The organism is Bradyrhizobium sp. 4 (assembly GCF_023100905.1).
Taxonomy (GTDB): Bacteria; Pseudomonadota; Alphaproteobacteria; order Rhizobiales; family Xanthobacteraceae; genus Bradyrhizobium.
Window position 1 is genome coordinate 6294351 of record NZ_CP064686.1, and the last position, 14536, is coordinate 6308886.

15 protein-coding genes are annotated in these 14536 nt (G+C 65.3%); 9 read left to right on the forward strand and 6 right to left on the reverse strand.

What is annotated here, in order from left to right:
- Window positions 1-82 precede the first annotated feature (82 nt).
- From IVB45_RS30045 to IVB45_RS30085, 9 genes are all read left to right on the forward strand, one after another.
- Window positions 83-1717: a flagellar hook-length control protein FliK gene (locus tag IVB45_RS30045; protein WP_247358329.1), complete on the forward strand. Its 1635-nt coding sequence runs from the start codon at window positions 83-85 to the stop codon at window positions 1715-1717.
- Window positions 1718-1730: 13 nt separating this feature from the next.
- Window positions 1731-2438 (forward strand): flagellar hook capping FlgD N-terminal domain-containing protein, encoded by a 708-nt coding sequence (locus IVB45_RS30050; RefSeq protein WP_027570434.1) that lies wholly within the window; start codon window positions 1731-1733, stop codon window positions 2436-2438.
- A gap of 372 nt (window positions 2439-2810) precedes the next feature.
- Entirely contained in the window at window positions 2811-3086 is a 276-nt protein-coding gene (locus IVB45_RS30055; protein WP_002714638.1) for a DUF1153 domain-containing protein, read from the forward strand.
- Window positions 3087-3278: 192 nt separating this feature from the next.
- Window positions 3279-4886 carry a flagellar basal-body MS-ring/collar protein FliF gene (fliF, locus tag IVB45_RS30060; RefSeq protein WP_027570433.1) on the forward strand — a complete coding sequence of 536 codons (1608 nt, stop codon included), beginning with the start codon at window positions 3279-3281 and terminating at the stop codon, window positions 4884-4886.
- A gap of 17 nt (window positions 4887-4903) precedes the next feature.
- On the forward strand, window positions 4904-5995 hold the full coding sequence (gene fliG, locus IVB45_RS30065) for a flagellar motor switch protein FliG (RefSeq protein ID WP_007614076.1): 1092 nt from the start codon (window positions 4904-4906) through the stop codon (window positions 5993-5995).
- Window positions 5995-6615, forward strand: coding sequence for a FliH/SctL family protein (locus tag IVB45_RS30070; RefSeq protein WP_007614077.1), 621 nt, complete (start codon window positions 5995-5997; stop codon window positions 6613-6615). The genes fliG and IVB45_RS30070 overlap by 1 nt, the downstream gene beginning before the upstream one ends.
- A 3-nt stretch (window positions 6616-6618) precedes the next feature.
- Window positions 6619-6969, forward strand: a complete 351-nt coding sequence (gene fliN / locus IVB45_RS30075; RefSeq protein WP_007596160.1) for a flagellar motor switch protein FliN — start codon at window positions 6619-6621, stop codon at window positions 6967-6969.
- Between the two features lie 44 nt (window positions 6970-7013).
- On the forward strand, window positions 7014-8399 hold the full coding sequence (locus IVB45_RS30080) for a sigma-54 dependent transcriptional regulator (RefSeq protein WP_247358328.1): 1386 nt from the start codon (window positions 7014-7016) through the stop codon (window positions 8397-8399).
- A gap of 216 nt (window positions 8400-8615) precedes the next feature.
- The gene (locus tag IVB45_RS30085) at window positions 8616-9764 is read left to right on the forward strand and encodes a M20 family metallopeptidase (protein ID WP_247358327.1); all 1149 of its coding nucleotides are present in this window, start codon (window positions 8616-8618) and stop codon (window positions 9762-9764) included.
- A 110-nt stretch (window positions 9765-9874) separates the two neighbouring features.
- On the opposite strand, the gene IVB45_RS30090 is transcribed toward IVB45_RS30085, so the two are convergent.
- The 6 genes from IVB45_RS30090 to IVB45_RS30115 form a co-directional block, all read right to left on the reverse strand.
- Window positions 9875-10033, reverse strand: a complete 159-nt coding sequence (locus tag IVB45_RS30090) for a hypothetical protein (protein ID WP_018453881.1) — start codon at window positions 10031-10033, stop codon at window positions 9875-9877.
- A 95-nt stretch (window positions 10034-10128) separates the two neighbouring features.
- The gene (locus IVB45_RS30095; protein ID WP_247358326.1) at window positions 10129-10710 is read right to left on the reverse strand and encodes a flavin reductase family protein; all 582 of its coding nucleotides are present in this window, start codon (window positions 10708-10710) and stop codon (window positions 10129-10131) included.
- A gap of 32 nt (window positions 10711-10742) precedes the next feature.
- On the reverse strand, window positions 10743-11579 hold the full coding sequence (locus tag IVB45_RS30100; protein ID WP_027570429.1) for an ATP-binding cassette domain-containing protein: 837 nt from the start codon (window positions 11577-11579) through the stop codon (window positions 10743-10745).
- Window positions 11580-11599: 20 nt separating this feature from the next.
- Window positions 11600-12406 carry an aliphatic sulfonate ABC transporter permease SsuC gene (gene ssuC / locus IVB45_RS30105; RefSeq protein ID WP_027519919.1) on the reverse strand — a complete coding sequence of 269 codons (807 nt, stop codon included), beginning with the start codon at window positions 12404-12406 and terminating at the stop codon, window positions 11600-11602.
- On the reverse strand, window positions 12403-13578 hold the full coding sequence (ssuD, locus tag IVB45_RS30110; RefSeq protein WP_247358325.1) for an FMNH2-dependent alkanesulfonate monooxygenase: 1176 nt from the start codon (window positions 13576-13578) through the stop codon (window positions 12403-12405). The genes ssuC and ssuD overlap by 4 nt, the downstream gene beginning before the upstream one ends.
- Window positions 13575-14528 carry a sulfonate ABC transporter substrate-binding protein gene (locus IVB45_RS30115; RefSeq protein WP_247287685.1) on the reverse strand — a complete coding sequence of 318 codons (954 nt, stop codon included), beginning with the start codon at window positions 14526-14528 and terminating at the stop codon, window positions 13575-13577. The genes ssuD and IVB45_RS30115 overlap by 4 nt, the downstream gene beginning before the upstream one ends.
- Window positions 14529-14536: the final 8 nt, after the last annotated feature.

The following is a 14536-nucleotide window of genomic DNA, read 5'->3' on the forward strand; positions in this document are numbered from 1 at the left end:
TTTAACTGAATAAAACTCCATCGCGCGAGGCTGGCCCGCTCCTTGCTACTTTTGATGGCGAAGATGTTTCAAGGGGTTGCCTGTGGTCGGTCGTACGTCAGATGTAGCGGCAAGCGTGCAAGTGCAGAGCGCGCAGCAAAAGCCTGCCCGGTCGCAAGCCCCGAAAGACAGCTCCGCCAACGATTCCTTCGGCTCGCTGGTGGACAGCAACACCCAGGCGATCAACGACAGCGCGGCGTCCTCCGCACAGGACACCCCGCGGCGGCCGGATTCATCGTCCTCCGCCTCGGACAAGAGCCCGCGCGATCGCGCGGCGGGCGACCAGTTCTCGCAGAGCAAGGCCAGCGACGACGCCGACAATTCCGCGTCCGCCAAAAACGACGCCAGGAACGACGCCAAGAACGACTCGACCGCCGATGCGGCCAAGGCTGATAGCAAGACCAAGGACAAGCCGAAGGCGTCCGACGCCAAATCGGCCGACAAGTCTGCGGACAAGTCCGACGAGACCAAAGCGGACAAGGCCGACGGCACCGATGGCCTCGCCGCCGCCGTCGATACCGCGGCCGCCGCGCAGATTGACGCGACGCAGGCCGCCGTGCCCGATCCGAATGCACTCGTGGTGGCCGTGCCGGTCGATCCCAACGCGACCGCGAACCAGGCCGCCGGCCCCGCCTCCTCGCCGCTGACGATTGCCGCCGCCGGCATCGCCGCCAGCGCATCCATCACGGCGCAGATCGCCGGCAGCAAGACCGATACCGCGACGCCGGGCGACAAGAGCGCCAAGACCGCGAGCGCCAAGGTCGATGCCGACACCTCGGCGACGCTGGCCGATGCCGCGACCGGCACGACCGATTCGACCGCGACCGATGCCAAGACCAATGGCGGCCTGATCGCCGCCGTCGACCAGGGCACGCCAAAAACCTCGTTCAAGGCCGCAGCCACTGCGCAAGGCGCGAGCGACGTCTCCCATATCGGTCAGGACACCGGCAAGGCGAACGCCGCGCAGATCTCGGCGACGGCAGCCTCCGCCACCACGGCGCATCCGCAAGCCGACAAGCCGCCGATCGACGCGAACGCGGCCGACACCAAGGCAGGGACTTCCGACCGCACCGCCGATGCCGCACCGGCGACGGCAACACCGCATGCCCACGCGGGCATGCAGGCCGCTATCCCCACCACCGACGCCAGCGCGCAGGCGGCCTCCGCCATCCAAGCGCCGCTGACCAATACCACTTCGGCCGCGACCGCTTCGACCGCGACGCTCACGGCGACCGCGGCGAATGCCAATGCCATACCGATCAGCGGCGTGCCGATCGAAATTGTCGCCGCCGCGCGCGCGGGCAAGACCCGGTTCGACATCAGCCTCGATCCGCTCGACCTCGGCCGCATCGACGTCCGCATCAATGTCGACCGCAACGGCCAGGTCACCTCGCATCTCACCGTCGAGAAGCCGGAGACGCTGCAGATGCTGCGGCAGGACGCGCCGCAATTGCAGCGCGCGCTCGACGATGCCGGCCTCAAGACCGGCAGCAACGGGCTGTCCTTCAGCCTGCGCGATCAGAATTCATCGGGCCAGAACTCCGGCCAGAACAACGACAATGGCGGCAATGCCCGCCGGCTGATCGTCAGCGACGAGGACGCAGTTCCCGCGGCCCCGGTCGGGCGCAGCTACGGCCGCATGCTCGGATCGAGCAGCGGCGTCGACATCAGAGTGTGAGGAGTATTCGATCATGACCACCACGAATGCCGCCACTGCCCCATCCGTCGTCTCCGGCACGACGGACCTGCCGAAATCCTCGTCGAACCCCGGCCTGGGCTCGACCACCGGCGCGACGCTCGCTGGCAACTTCCAGACCTTCCTGACGCTGCTGACGACGCAGCTGCAGAACCAGAACCCGCTCGATCCACTCGACACCAACCAGTTCACCCAGCAGCTGGTGCAGTTCGCCGGCGTCGAGCAGCAGCTCAAGACCAACGACTCGCTGTCCCAACTCGTCACCCTGCAACAGACCACTCAGGCGACCCAGGCGCTTGGCTTCGTCGGCAAGACCGCCCTGGTCGACGGCACCACCGGGACCATGACGAATTCGTCGGCGACCTGGCATCTCAACGTGCCGAGCGACGCCACCGTCGACATCACCATCGCCAATGCCAGCGGCCAGACCGTGTTCACCGGCAAATACACCGCCGGCGCGGGCACCGACGTCCCGTTCACCTGGAACGGAATGGGCAATGACGGCACGCAATGGCCCGACGGCAAGTACACGATCTCGGCCACGGGCAAGGATGTCGCCAACAACAATGTCGGCATCGCCGCGCAGGTGCAGGGCACGGTGTCATCCGTCGACCTGACCCAGTCGCCGCCGCTGCTGACCATCGACGGCTCCAGCTACACCTTGAGCCAGGTCAAGAGCATCATCGCGACGGCCAGCAATTAAAGGCGGAATGTCGCGACTGAATATTCGGTGTCGTCCTGGCGAAAGCCAGGACGCATAACCACCGCAAGTCGTTTTGGCGCGAGGACCTGACCCCGGGTCGTCGTAGCAACTCCTCCCTGGGTAATGGGTCCTGGCGTTCGCCAGGACGACAATTGGGGCCTTGCAGCGTCGCGCGCAGGCCTCGTTCGTTAGTAAAGTATTTACGAACACCCCCCTCGGCCCGCCTGGACGCACCGTCCCGCCGGTCGAGACGGCTGCGTTCCAGCCATTTTCAACGAGAATTGTATTGAAGCCTTAGGCTTAGCGGATTTTTAAGCCGGCGCGCGTAGGGTTCCTGAGTGAGTTCAGTGGTTGAGAGTTTGTGAGTACGCCATGACAGAACCCCATCGCCCGAGGGTAAAATACGTCATCGGGCCGGACGGTAGTCCGTTGACGATTGCGGATCTGCCTGCACCCGGCACCAAACGCTGGGTCATCCGCCGCAAGGCCGAGGTCGTCGCCGCAGTCCGTGGCGGTCTTCTCTCCCTTGAGGAGGCCTGCAGCCGTTATACCCTGACGGTTGACGAATTCCTCTCCTGGCAGTTTTCGATCGACCAGCATGGTCTGGCGGGACTTCGCACCACCCGTATCCAACAATATCGCCAGTAGGCAATCCGGAAATCTGCGGCTTTTGACGAAAATCGGCCTCGCCTTGCGAGGCCGATTTTTTTCATGTTTCGTTTTGGCGCGACTTTTGTCGCAGCTCTTAACCTTCGTTAACCATATCGAAACCATCACCTAGGCAATAATTGCCCAGTCGGCCTTTCCTGTGAAAGCAGCCGAATCTGTCGGGGCGGTTGCTTGCAAGGTCTTGCGGACTTTCTGAAGGGTATTGGAGCCGCCCGGTTCGGGGCGATGATCGCGGTCACCGCCGCGCTCGTCGGCTTCTTTGCGTTCGTCATCATGCGCGTCACCACGCCGCAGATGACGACGCTGTTCACCGACCTCAGCGTCGAGGACTCCTCGGGCATCATCAAGGACCTGGAGCGGCAGGGCATCCAGTTCGAGCTGCGCAACGAGGGCACCATCATCATGGTGCCCAAGGACAAGGTCACCCGCCTGCGGATGAAGCTCGCCGAGGGCGGCCTGCCCAAGGGCGGCGGCGTCGGCTACGAGGTGTTCGACAAGTCGGATGCGCTCGGCACCACCTCTTTCGTCCAGAACATCAACCATCTCCGCGCGTTGGAAGGCGAGCTCGCCCGCACCATCCGCGCCATCGACCGCATCCAGGCCGCCCGCGTCCATTTGGTGCTGCCCGAGCGCCCGCTGTTCTCGCGCGAGGCGCCGGAGCCGTCGGCCTCGATCGTGGTTCGGGTCCGCGGTGCGCTGGAAGCCCAGCAGATCCGCGCCATCCGCCACCTCGTGGCCTCGGCCGTGAACGGGCTGAAGCCGCAGCGGGTCTCGATCGTCGACGAGACTGGACAGCTGCTCGCCGACGGCGCGCAAACCGATCCGGACCAGCAGATCGGCGACGAGCGTCGCACCGCCTTCGAGAAGCGGATGCGCAAGCAGGTCGAGGACATCGTCTCGTCCGTGGTGGGGACGGGACGCGCCCGGGTCCAGCTCTCCGCCGATTTCGACTTCAACAAGATCACCCAGACCTCGGACAAGTACGACCCCGAAGGCCGCGTGCTGCGCTCGAGCCAGACCCGCGAAGAGCAGAGCATGACGGCCGACAACAACGGCCAGGTCACCGTCAACAACGAGTTGCCCGGCAACCAGCAGAACGGCGGCGTCGCGGCCAAGGACCAGAGCAAGAAGAGCGAAGAGACCAACAATTACGAGATCTCCCGCACCACCAAGACCGAGGTGACCGAGGCCGGCCGGGTCAACCGCATCTCGGTCGCGGTGCTGGTCGACGGCATCTACTCCAAGAACGAGAAGGGCGATCTGGCCTACCAGGACCGCACCAAGGAGCAGCTCGATCGGATCGCCACGCTGGTGCGCTCGGCGATCGGCTTCGACCAGAAGCGCGGCGACCAGGTCGAGGTCGTCAATCTGCGCTTTGCCGACGCCCCGTCCACCACCCCGATCGCGGAGCCGAGCGGCTTGCTCGGCATGCTCCAGTTCACCAAGGACGACGTCATGTACTTCGTCGAGCTTGGCGTGATGATGCTGCTCGGCCTGGTCGTGCTGTTCCTGGTCATCCGGCCGCTGGTCAAGCGCATCCTGGCATCGGACGAAGTCGCAGCCGCCATCTCCGGCGTCCTCACCGGTCCCGCGAGCGACGAGGCCGCGCCCGCCAGCCAGCCGCTCCTGCCGAGCGGCGCTGCGAGCGCGATCGACGTCGCCACCGTCCAGGGCCAGGTCCATGCCCAATCCGTCCATCGCGTCGGCGAACTCGCCGAGCGCAATCCCAACGAGACGGTCGCCATCATCCGCCAATGGCTGACCGAACCCGCGAAATAATCGAGAAGTGATCCGACATGGCCGCTGCCCTGCAAAACGCCAATTCCAACGACATCACCAGCGTGATCTCCACGCTCGGTCAGCGTGCCGTCGGCCGCGCGGGCGCCAAGACCGAAGCAGTACCGGGGCCGAAGCGCGCCGCGATCCTGATGCTGGCGCTCGGCGAGCAGTATGGCGGCAAGATCTGGGGCTTGCTCGACGACGACGAGGTGCGCCAGCTCTCCCTGGAGATGTCGACGCTCGGCACCGTCGAGGTCGACACGGTGGAGGACATGCTGCTCGAATTCGTCTCGCGGATGTCGGCCTCCGGCGCGCTGATGGGCAATTTCGACGCCACCGAGCGGCTGCTCCAGCAATACCTTGCCCCCGAGCGCGTCAACGGCATCATGGACGAAATCCGCGGCCCCGCCGGCCGTAACATGTGGGAGAAGCTCTCCAACGTGCAGGAAGAGGTGCTCGCCAACTATCTCAAGAACGAATATCCGCAGACCATCGCGGTGGTGCTGTCGAAGCTGAAGCCGGAACACGCCGCCCGCGTGCTCGGCATCTTCCCCGAGGATCTGGCGCTCGACGTCGTCAACCGCATGCTGAAGATGGAGGCGGTGCAGAAGGAGGTGATCGAGAGCGTGGAGAAGACGCTGCGGACCGAATTCATGTCCAATCTGTCCCAGACCCGCCGACGCGACGCCCACGAGGTGATGGCGGAAATCTTCAACAATTTCGACCGCCAGACCGAAACCCGCTTCATCACCTCGCTGGAAGAGGACAACCGCGAATCGGCCGAGCGCATCAAGGCGCTGATGTTCACCTTCGACGACCTCGTGAAGCTGGATTCCGGCTCCGCCCAGACCCTGATGCGCAACGTCGACAAGGACAAGCTCGGCGTCGCGCTCAAGAGCGCCAACGAGGACGTCCGCAACTTCTTCTTCGGCAACATGTCTTCTCGTGCGGCCAAAATGCTCCAGGACGACATGGCGGCGATGGGTCCGGTCCGCCTGCGCGACGTCGACGAGGCCCAGGCGCTGCTGGTCAATCTCGCCAAGGACCTCGCCGCCAAGGGCGAGATCATGCTGACCAAGAACCGCGCCGACGACGAGCTGGTGTATTGATGGCCGCTCCGGCAAAATTCCTGTTCGACAACGACTTCGCAGCGCCCGACCGGACGCGCGAGAAGGCCGCAACCGCGGCCGAGATCGCCCAGAAGGTCGCGGAAGCCGAGGCGCGCGCCTATCAGGACGGCTTCGCCGCTGGCCAGCGCGAGGCCAAGGCCGAGAGCGACCGCCGTGTCGCGCTCGCCATGGAAGAGATCAACATCGCCATCCGGGGCATCGCTTCGGGCATCGGCAACATCGAATCCAAGATGGAGACCGAGGCGGTCGACGTCGCGGTCGCGGTGGCGCGCAAGCTGTGCGCCGATCTGGTCGCCGCCGAGCCGCTCGGCGAGATCGTCGCGCTGGTCAAGGACTGCTTCTCGCATCTGGTCGCGACGCCGCATCTCGTCGTCCGCATCAACGACGCGCTCTACGATGCCGCGCGCGAGAACATCGAGCGGCTGGCCAGGCAGAACGGCTTCGAAGGCCGGCTGGTGATTCTGGCCGAGCCCGAGATTGCCACCGGCGACTGCCGGATCGAATGGGCCGATGGCGGCGTCGTGCTGGAGCGCGCCGCCATCGCGGCCAAGATCGACGAAATGGTGGGGCGCTACGTTGCGTCCCGCAGGGGGAGTTAAATCATGAGCGACACTGACGGACAGGTCCCGCTGCCCGATCTCAACGGCCCGATGCCGCCTACCGGCACCGACGTCGGCTACAACGAGGACGAATATGCGACGCGCGCCGCTGCCGACCTCGAGGCCGTATTCGACGTGCCGGTGCAGGTCTCGGCCGTGCTCGGCCGCTCCAAGATGGACGTCAGCGAGCTGTTGAAGCTCGGACCTGGGACCGTGCTCGAGCTCGACCGGCGCGTCGGCGAAGCCATCGACATCTACGTCAACAACAAGCTGGTCGCCCGCGGCGAAGTCGTCCTGGTGGAGGACAAGCTCGGCGTGACCATGACTGAAATCATCAAGACTGAACGCGCCTAAAGCGACGACGCGCGGCAGCGCGACCAGACGGACAGGAGACTGATATGCGGCTTCTCATCGTTGGCACATTGAAGGGCCAGCTCACCACCGCCACCAAGATCGCGATGGCGAACGGCGCTACCGTGACCCATGCCGAGGATCACGATCAGGCGATGCGCGTGCTGCGCGGCGGCAAGGGCGCCGACCTCCTGCTGGTCGACGTCGCCCTCGACATCCGCGATCTCGTGATGCGGCTGGAGGCCGAGCACATCCATGCGCCGATCGTCGCCTGCGGCATCACCAACGACGCCCGCGCCGCGGTCGCCGCGATCCGAGCCGGCGCCAAGGAATACATCCCGCTGCCGCCGGATCCGGAACTGATCGCTGCGGTGCTGGCCGCAGTCGCCAACGATTCCCGCGAGCTGGTCTATCGCGACGAGGCGATGGCCAAGGTGATCAAGCTCGCCCAGCAGATCGCGGGCTCGGACGCTTCGGTGATGATCACCGGCGAATCCGGGACAGGCAAGGAAGTGCTGGCTCGCTACGTCCACACCCGCTCGGGACGCGCCAAGCGCCCGTTCATCTCGATCAACTGCGCCGCGATCCCCGAGCATCTGCTGGAGTCCGAGCTGTTCGGCCACGAGAAGGGCGCCTTCACCGGGGCGATCGCCCGCCGCATCGGCAAGTTCGAGGAGGCGACCGGCGGCACGCTGCTGCTCGACGAAATCTCGGAGATGGACGTCCGCCTGCAATCGAAACTGCTCCGCGCCATCCAGGAGCGCGTGATCGACCGCGTCGGCGGCACCAAGCCGGTCCCGGTGGACATCCGCATCATCGCGACCTCGAACCGCAACCTGGTCGAGGCCGTGCGCGAGGGCGCGTTCCGCGAGGACCTCTTGTTCCGGCTCAACGTCGTGAATCTGAAGATCCCGCCGCTGCGCGAGCGTCCCCTCGACATTCTCGAGCTCGCCCAGCACTTCGTGAAGAAATACGCCGAAGCCAACGGCGTGCCGATGCGCCCGATCTCGGCGGAAGCGCGCCGCGTGCTCTCCACCAACCGCTGGCAGGGCAATGTCCGCGAACTCGAAAACACCATGCACCGGTCAGTCCTGATGGCACAGGGCGACGAGATCGGCGCCGATGCGATCCTCACGCCCGACGGCGACCGCCTCGACCTCGCCAAAACCGTGCCGGCCGTGGCGCATGCCACCATGGCCGCCGAGCAGGTGACGCGGGCCCTGGTCGGCCGCACCGTCGCCGATGTGGAGCGCGACCTGATCCTGGAGACGCTGAAGCACTGCCTCGGCAACCGGACCCATGCCGCCAATATCCTGGGCATCTCGATCCGGACGCTGCGCAACAAGCTCAACGAATATTCCGACGGCGGCATTCCGATCACGCCAGCCGGCACCCCGGGGGAGTATCCGCGCATGCCGATGGTAGGGGCGTAAGATCCACGCCGATTGAGAGAATGCGAATGCCCGGGATCAATCCCGGGCATTTTTGTTTGAGATAGAACGTCACCGCGCGCCACGCCCCAGTGTCGTCCCGGCGAAGGTGGAGAGATATCCCGCCTTGAACCGCGGCATGGCCGCACCGCATCCGGCGACTAGGTCAAGCCCCCACAAGGCCCTATAACCCCGCGTGAGAACCACGCGAGGGTCAACATGTCTCAAGCTCAAATCACGGACTGGCTGGCGACGCAGCGGCAGGCGATGATCGACCTGCTGCGCGATGTCGTGAACATCGATTCCGGATCCTATGACAAGGAAGGCGTCGATGCGGTCGGGGCGCGGTTCGAGCGGCATTTTGCCGAGCATGGCATTCCGTTCCGGCGCGAAAGCCACGGCACTTTCGGCGATGCGATCCACGCCGAGGTGGCAAAGCCCGGCAGCAACGAGAAGCCGGTGCTGTTGATGGGACATCGCGACACCGTGTTCGGCAAAGGCGAGGCCGCGCGGCGTCCGTTCACGATTCAAGACAAGCGCGCCTATGGTCCTGGTGTTGCGGACATGAAGTCCGGCGTCGTCATGAACATATTCGTGGCAACCGCCTTCCACAAATTCGGCGGCAATCCGCACCCGATCAAGCTGCTGATCACCTCGGACGAGGAGATCGGATCGCCCTCCTCACGGCCGGTGATCGAGCGCGAAGGACGCGCCGCGCGCGCCGTGTTCAATTCCGAGCCAGGCCGCCCGACCGGCAATATCGTCACCGGCCGCAAGGGCGGCATCTTCATGCATTTCGCCATCATCGGCAAAGCCGCGCATTCCGGCGCCAATTTCGCCGCCGGCGTCAGCGCAATCGGCGAGCTCGCGCACAAGATCGTGCATATCCACGCGCTGACTGATCTCGACAAGGGCATCACGCTCAATGTCGGCCTTGTCTCGGGCGGGCAGTCCGTCAACACGACCGCGCCTTACGCTGAAGGGCAGATCGACCTGCGCTACGTCGATCCGGCGGACCGCGCGAGGGTGATGGCCGCGATCGAGACCATCATCGCGACACCTTACGTGCCCGGCACCAGCGCGACGCTGACGGTCAAGGGCGAATTCGTGCCGGTGGTGCAGAGCGCCGATTCAAAGGCGTTGTTCGAGAACTATCAGGCCGCCGCAAAGCAGGCCGGCCTCACCACGCTCGAAGGCGAGTTCTCCGGCGGCTGCGCCGATTCCGGCTTCACCGCCGCGGTCGGAACGCCGACCATCTGCGGACTAGGCCCGGTCGGCGGGCTCGCGCACACGCCGGAGGAATATCTCGAGCTCGACAGCATCGTGCCGCGCGCGCAGGCGCTGGCGCTGGCGATCTCGCGGGGGTAGTCGCCACGCACTCCGCCGTCATGCCCGGGCTTGTCCCATCCACGTCTCTCCGGGAAGCGCGGCGGCGCGTGGATGGCCGGGCCAAGCCCGGCCATGACGAGGAGAGAACCTCACGAATAGCTCGGCGCATCCGGCCTGCGGAAGATCTGGATGGGGTCGCCCGGCACGATCGGATGGCCGCTGAACATCGCATAGGCATAGAGCGCGAGATAGGCGATCGCGAGCGCGCCGACCGCATAGAAAGCCCAGGTCGCGACGCGTTTCATCATTGCGCTCCATTGCTGTCCCGGCGGGAGGCTCAGGCAGCGCTTCTAGAGCGATGACGGGGAAAAGGCCAGCCTGCACGGCCTGTGGCCGGCGGCGATCAAACGCCGCGCCGGACCTGGGTGGGAACGCTGACGTCCGCAAGCCGGAGTGCGTCTTCGTCCTGATCCACCGCCACGTACTGGCCGTGCCAATAGGCCAGCGCAGCATTGCGGGTCGAATTCCTGACGTCTCGCACCCGCCCGATGATGATCCCATGCGAATGGCGCTCGAAGATCTCCTCGACTTCGCAATCGACGGCGGACAATGCGCCGACCAGCAGCGGAACACCCGAGACCGCCGTCACCCATCTGGCGCCCGCGAAACGATCGGCGCCCTTGAGCCCGCCCTTGCCGGCAAAGCGCTCGGCGATGTCGAGCTGATCGGCCGCGAGGATGTTCACGCCGAAAGCGCCGTGGCGCCGGATCAGCGGGAAGGAGGAGGCGTCGCGGTTGATGCTGACGATCAGCGTCGGCGGATCGACCGAGAACGAGCTGACCGAGGTGACGGTCATGCCGGTGATGTCCTTGCCCCGTCCGGCGGTGATGACGCTGACGCCGCCGGTGAGATGGCGCATGGCGCCGCGGAAATCGGCGGAGGAGACGACATTTTCGGTCATGAGATCGCGGGGCACTACATTCATGGCATCGTCCCCAAGCGGGGGTCCCTGTCTATCTAGGTACGATCGTCCGCCGACAAAAGGTGGCTCAGGATCGAGCCTTCGAGACCCGCGAGCTCGGCCGAGCCACGTTCGCGCGGCCGGGCCGTGTTAACCACGACGTCGTGGGCGATCCGCCCTTCCTCGATCACCAGCACCCGGTCGGCCAGCGCGACCGCCTCGGCGACATCGTGGGTTACCAGGATCGCGGTAAAGCCCTGGTCGCGCCAGACGCGCTCCAGCAACCGCTGCATCGAGATGCGGGTCAACGCGTCCAGCGCGCCAAGCGGCTCGTCGAAGGCGAGCACACGGGGACGCGAGACCAGCGCGCGGGCAAGAGCTACGCGCTGCTTCTGGCCGCCCGACAGTACCGAGGGCCACTGGTCGCGCTTGTCGGTCAGTCCGACTTCGGTCAACGCCTTATCGGCGCGTGTATGCGCATCACTGGATGAACGATCGCGACCGAGGCCGACCTCGACATTGGAGAGAACGCGGGCCCAAGGCAACAGCCGCGGCTCCTGGAACATCACGCGGATATCCTCGGGCTTCACGGCGTCGCCGAGCGAGATGCTGCCGGCGTCGAACTTCTCCAGGCCCGCGATGAGGCGCAGCAGCGTGCTCTTGCCGCAGCCGCTCTTGCCCACAATCGCGACGAACTGGCCGGCGGGGATGTGCAGGTCGATGCCGCGCAGCACCTCGTTGTCGCCGTAGGATTTGCGCAAGCCGCGGATGCTGAGCGGCAGGCCAGATGTCTGCACCGGGCGCTCCTCGCGCACGACGCGGGCGTGAGGCGCGAAATGGGCGCGGCTGGCGAGTTCGGTGTCCGGAAGGGAGGTACGAAGGGCTGTCTGCATGTGATTCCCAGTATGTCTGCTCAGCGTTTCCAATAAGCGGGGTGCCAGGAGAGCGTCAGGCGCTCCAGCACGCGGGAGGCGCTGTCGGCGAGCTTGCCGAGCAGCGCGTAGATCAGGATCGAGAGCACCACGACGTCGATCAGCATGAACTCGCGCGCCTGCATCGCCATGTAACCGAGGCCCGAGGACGCCGCGATGGTCTCGGCGACGATCAAGGTCAGCCACATGATGCCGAGCGCAAAACGGATGCCGACGAAGATCGAGGGCAGCGCGCCCGGAAAGATCACCCGGCGGAACAGCTCGCCGTCGGTCATGCCGTAAATGCGGCCCATCTCGATCAGCTGCGGGTCGACGGTGCGGATGCCGTGCAGCGTGTTGAGGTAGATCGGGAAGAACACGCCGAGCGCGACCAAAAACAGCTTCGCGCTCTCGTCGATGCCGAACCACAAAATGACAAGCGGGATCAGCGCCAGATGCGGCACGTTGCGCACCATCTGCAGCGTGGTATCGGTGAGCTTTGACGACAGTTGCGACAGGCCGTTGGCGAGGCCGAAGGCAAAGCCGATGCTGCCGCCGATCAGGAAGCCGATCGAGGCGCGCCAGAACGAGACCCAGATGTTGCGAACGAGCTCGCCGGAGAGCAGCAGCTTCCAGCCCGCAAGCAACACGTCGCTCGGCGCCGGCAGCACCCGCGTCGGCACGAAGCCGGTGACGCTGGCGACCTGCCAGATCGCGATGATGGCGAGCGGCACGATCCACTGAATCAGGCCGTCGACGCGCGGCAGGCGCAAACCGCGGGGAAGCGAAACGCTGTCGATCAGGCTCATGATTGCGACACCTGCTGCTGCGGACGATAATCGCTGCCGACCGTTTCACCAAAAGGGCCACCGTTGAAGTGAAGCCTGGTCACGTTGCTGGGCTGCTCCATCGAGAGCAGCGGGAACACCAGCTCGGCGAAACGATAGGCTTCCTCCAGATGCGGGTAGCCCGACATGATGAAGGTATCGATGCCGATGTCCTGATACTCCTTGATGCGGGCCGCGACCGTCTGGGCGTCACCGACCAGCGCCGTGCCGGCGCCGCCACGCACGAGACCGACACCGGCCCACAGATTCGGAGCGATCTCGAGCTTGTCGCGCTTGCCGCCATGGAGCTGCGCCATGCGCTGCTGGCCGACCGAATCCATCCGCTCAAAGTTCTTCTGCGCGGTCGCGATGGTCTCGTCGCTGACATGCTTGATCAGCTCATTCGCCGCACGCCAAGCCGCGTCGCTGGTCTCGCGGACAATCACGTGGAGCCGGATGCCGAAGGATAGTTTTCGACCGCGAGCCGCTGCGACTTCCCTCACCTTCGCGATCTTCTCCGCGACCAAGGCCGGCGGCTCGCCCCAGGTCAGATATTTGTCGACGGTATCGACGGCGACGTCGATGCCGGCATCCGACGAGCCGCCGAAATAGAGCGGCGGACGCGGCGACTGCACCGGAGGAAACAGCAGCTTGCCGCCTTCGACATGGATGTGCTTGCCCTCGACATTGACGGTCTTGCCAGCAAGCAGCTCGCTATAGACGCTGAGGAACTCGCGGGTGACCTCGTAGCGCTCGTCATGGGCGAGGAAGATGCCGTCGCCCTTGTTCTCGACGGGATCGCCGCCGGTGACGACGTTGACCAGGAGCCGGCCGTTGGTGATGCGGTCGAGCGTCGCGGTCATGCGCGCGGCTACGCTCGGCGATTGCAGGCCGGGCCTGACCGCCACGAGATAGCGCAGCCGCTCGGTGAACGGCGCGACCGAGGAGGCGACGATCCATGAATCCTCGCAAGACCGCCCGGTCGGCAGCAGCACGCCGAAATAGCCGAGCTGGTCGGCAGCCTGCGCGATCTGGCGCAGATAGTTGAAATTGACCTCGCGGCCGCCGATGCCGGTGCCGAGATAGCGGCCGTCGCCGTGGGTCGGCAGGAACCAGAGGATGTTGGCGTTCGCTTGCTTGCTGTGCGTGCTCATGATCCTGGCCTCCGCGCTACGTCGGAAATCTTGATGGATTTGGGGATCAGGTTGAGCGCGAAGAACGCGTCCGCAACCTGCTGCTGATCGGCGATGACGGCATCGGTCAGCGGCTTGATGCCGTAGGATTGCCGCTTCAGCGCGACCTCGACCACCGGGACTGACAAGCCGATCGACGGCGCCAGCTGCTCGGCAACCGCGTGGATATCACCCTTGGCCCAATCGTCGACCGCGCCCAGCTCGGCCAGCACAGCATCGACGATCTCAGGATGGGCTTCGAGGAATTTCTTCGAGGAGAAATAGAACTGGTAGTTCGCGACAATGTTCGTGCCGTCAGCGAGCGTGCGGGCGCCGGTCGCCGCTTCCGCGGCGGCCTGGAACGGATCCCAGATCACCCAGGCATCGACCGCGCCGCGCTCGAAGGCGGCGCGCGCATCGGCTGGCGCGAGAAACACAGGCTCGATCTCGGAATATTTGACGCCGACTTTCTCTAGCGCCTTGACCAGGAGGTAATGGACATTGGAGCCCTTGTTGAGCGCGACCTTCTTGCCTTTGAGGTCGGCGACCGATTTCAGCGGGCTATCCTTCGGCACCAGGATCGCCTCGCCCTTCGGCGCCGGCGGCTCGTAGGCGACATACTGGATCGGCGCGCCGGCAGCCTGCGCGAAGATCGGCGGGGCTTCGCCGGTGTTGCCGAAATCGATCGCGCCGACATTGAGCGCCTCGAGCAGCGGCGGGCCGGAGGGGAATTCGGTCCACACCACCTTGTAGCCGTCGGCCGCTAGCTTCGGCTCCAGCGTACCCTTGCTCTTGAGCAGCACCAGCTTGCCGTATTTCTGGTAGCCGATGCGAACGACCTTGTCCTGTCCGTAGGAGGTGCCGACCGCGGCGGCGACGATGCCGATCGACAGCACGATGGCCGCGATCAGACGCTGGATGATACGCCTCATGTTCAAAC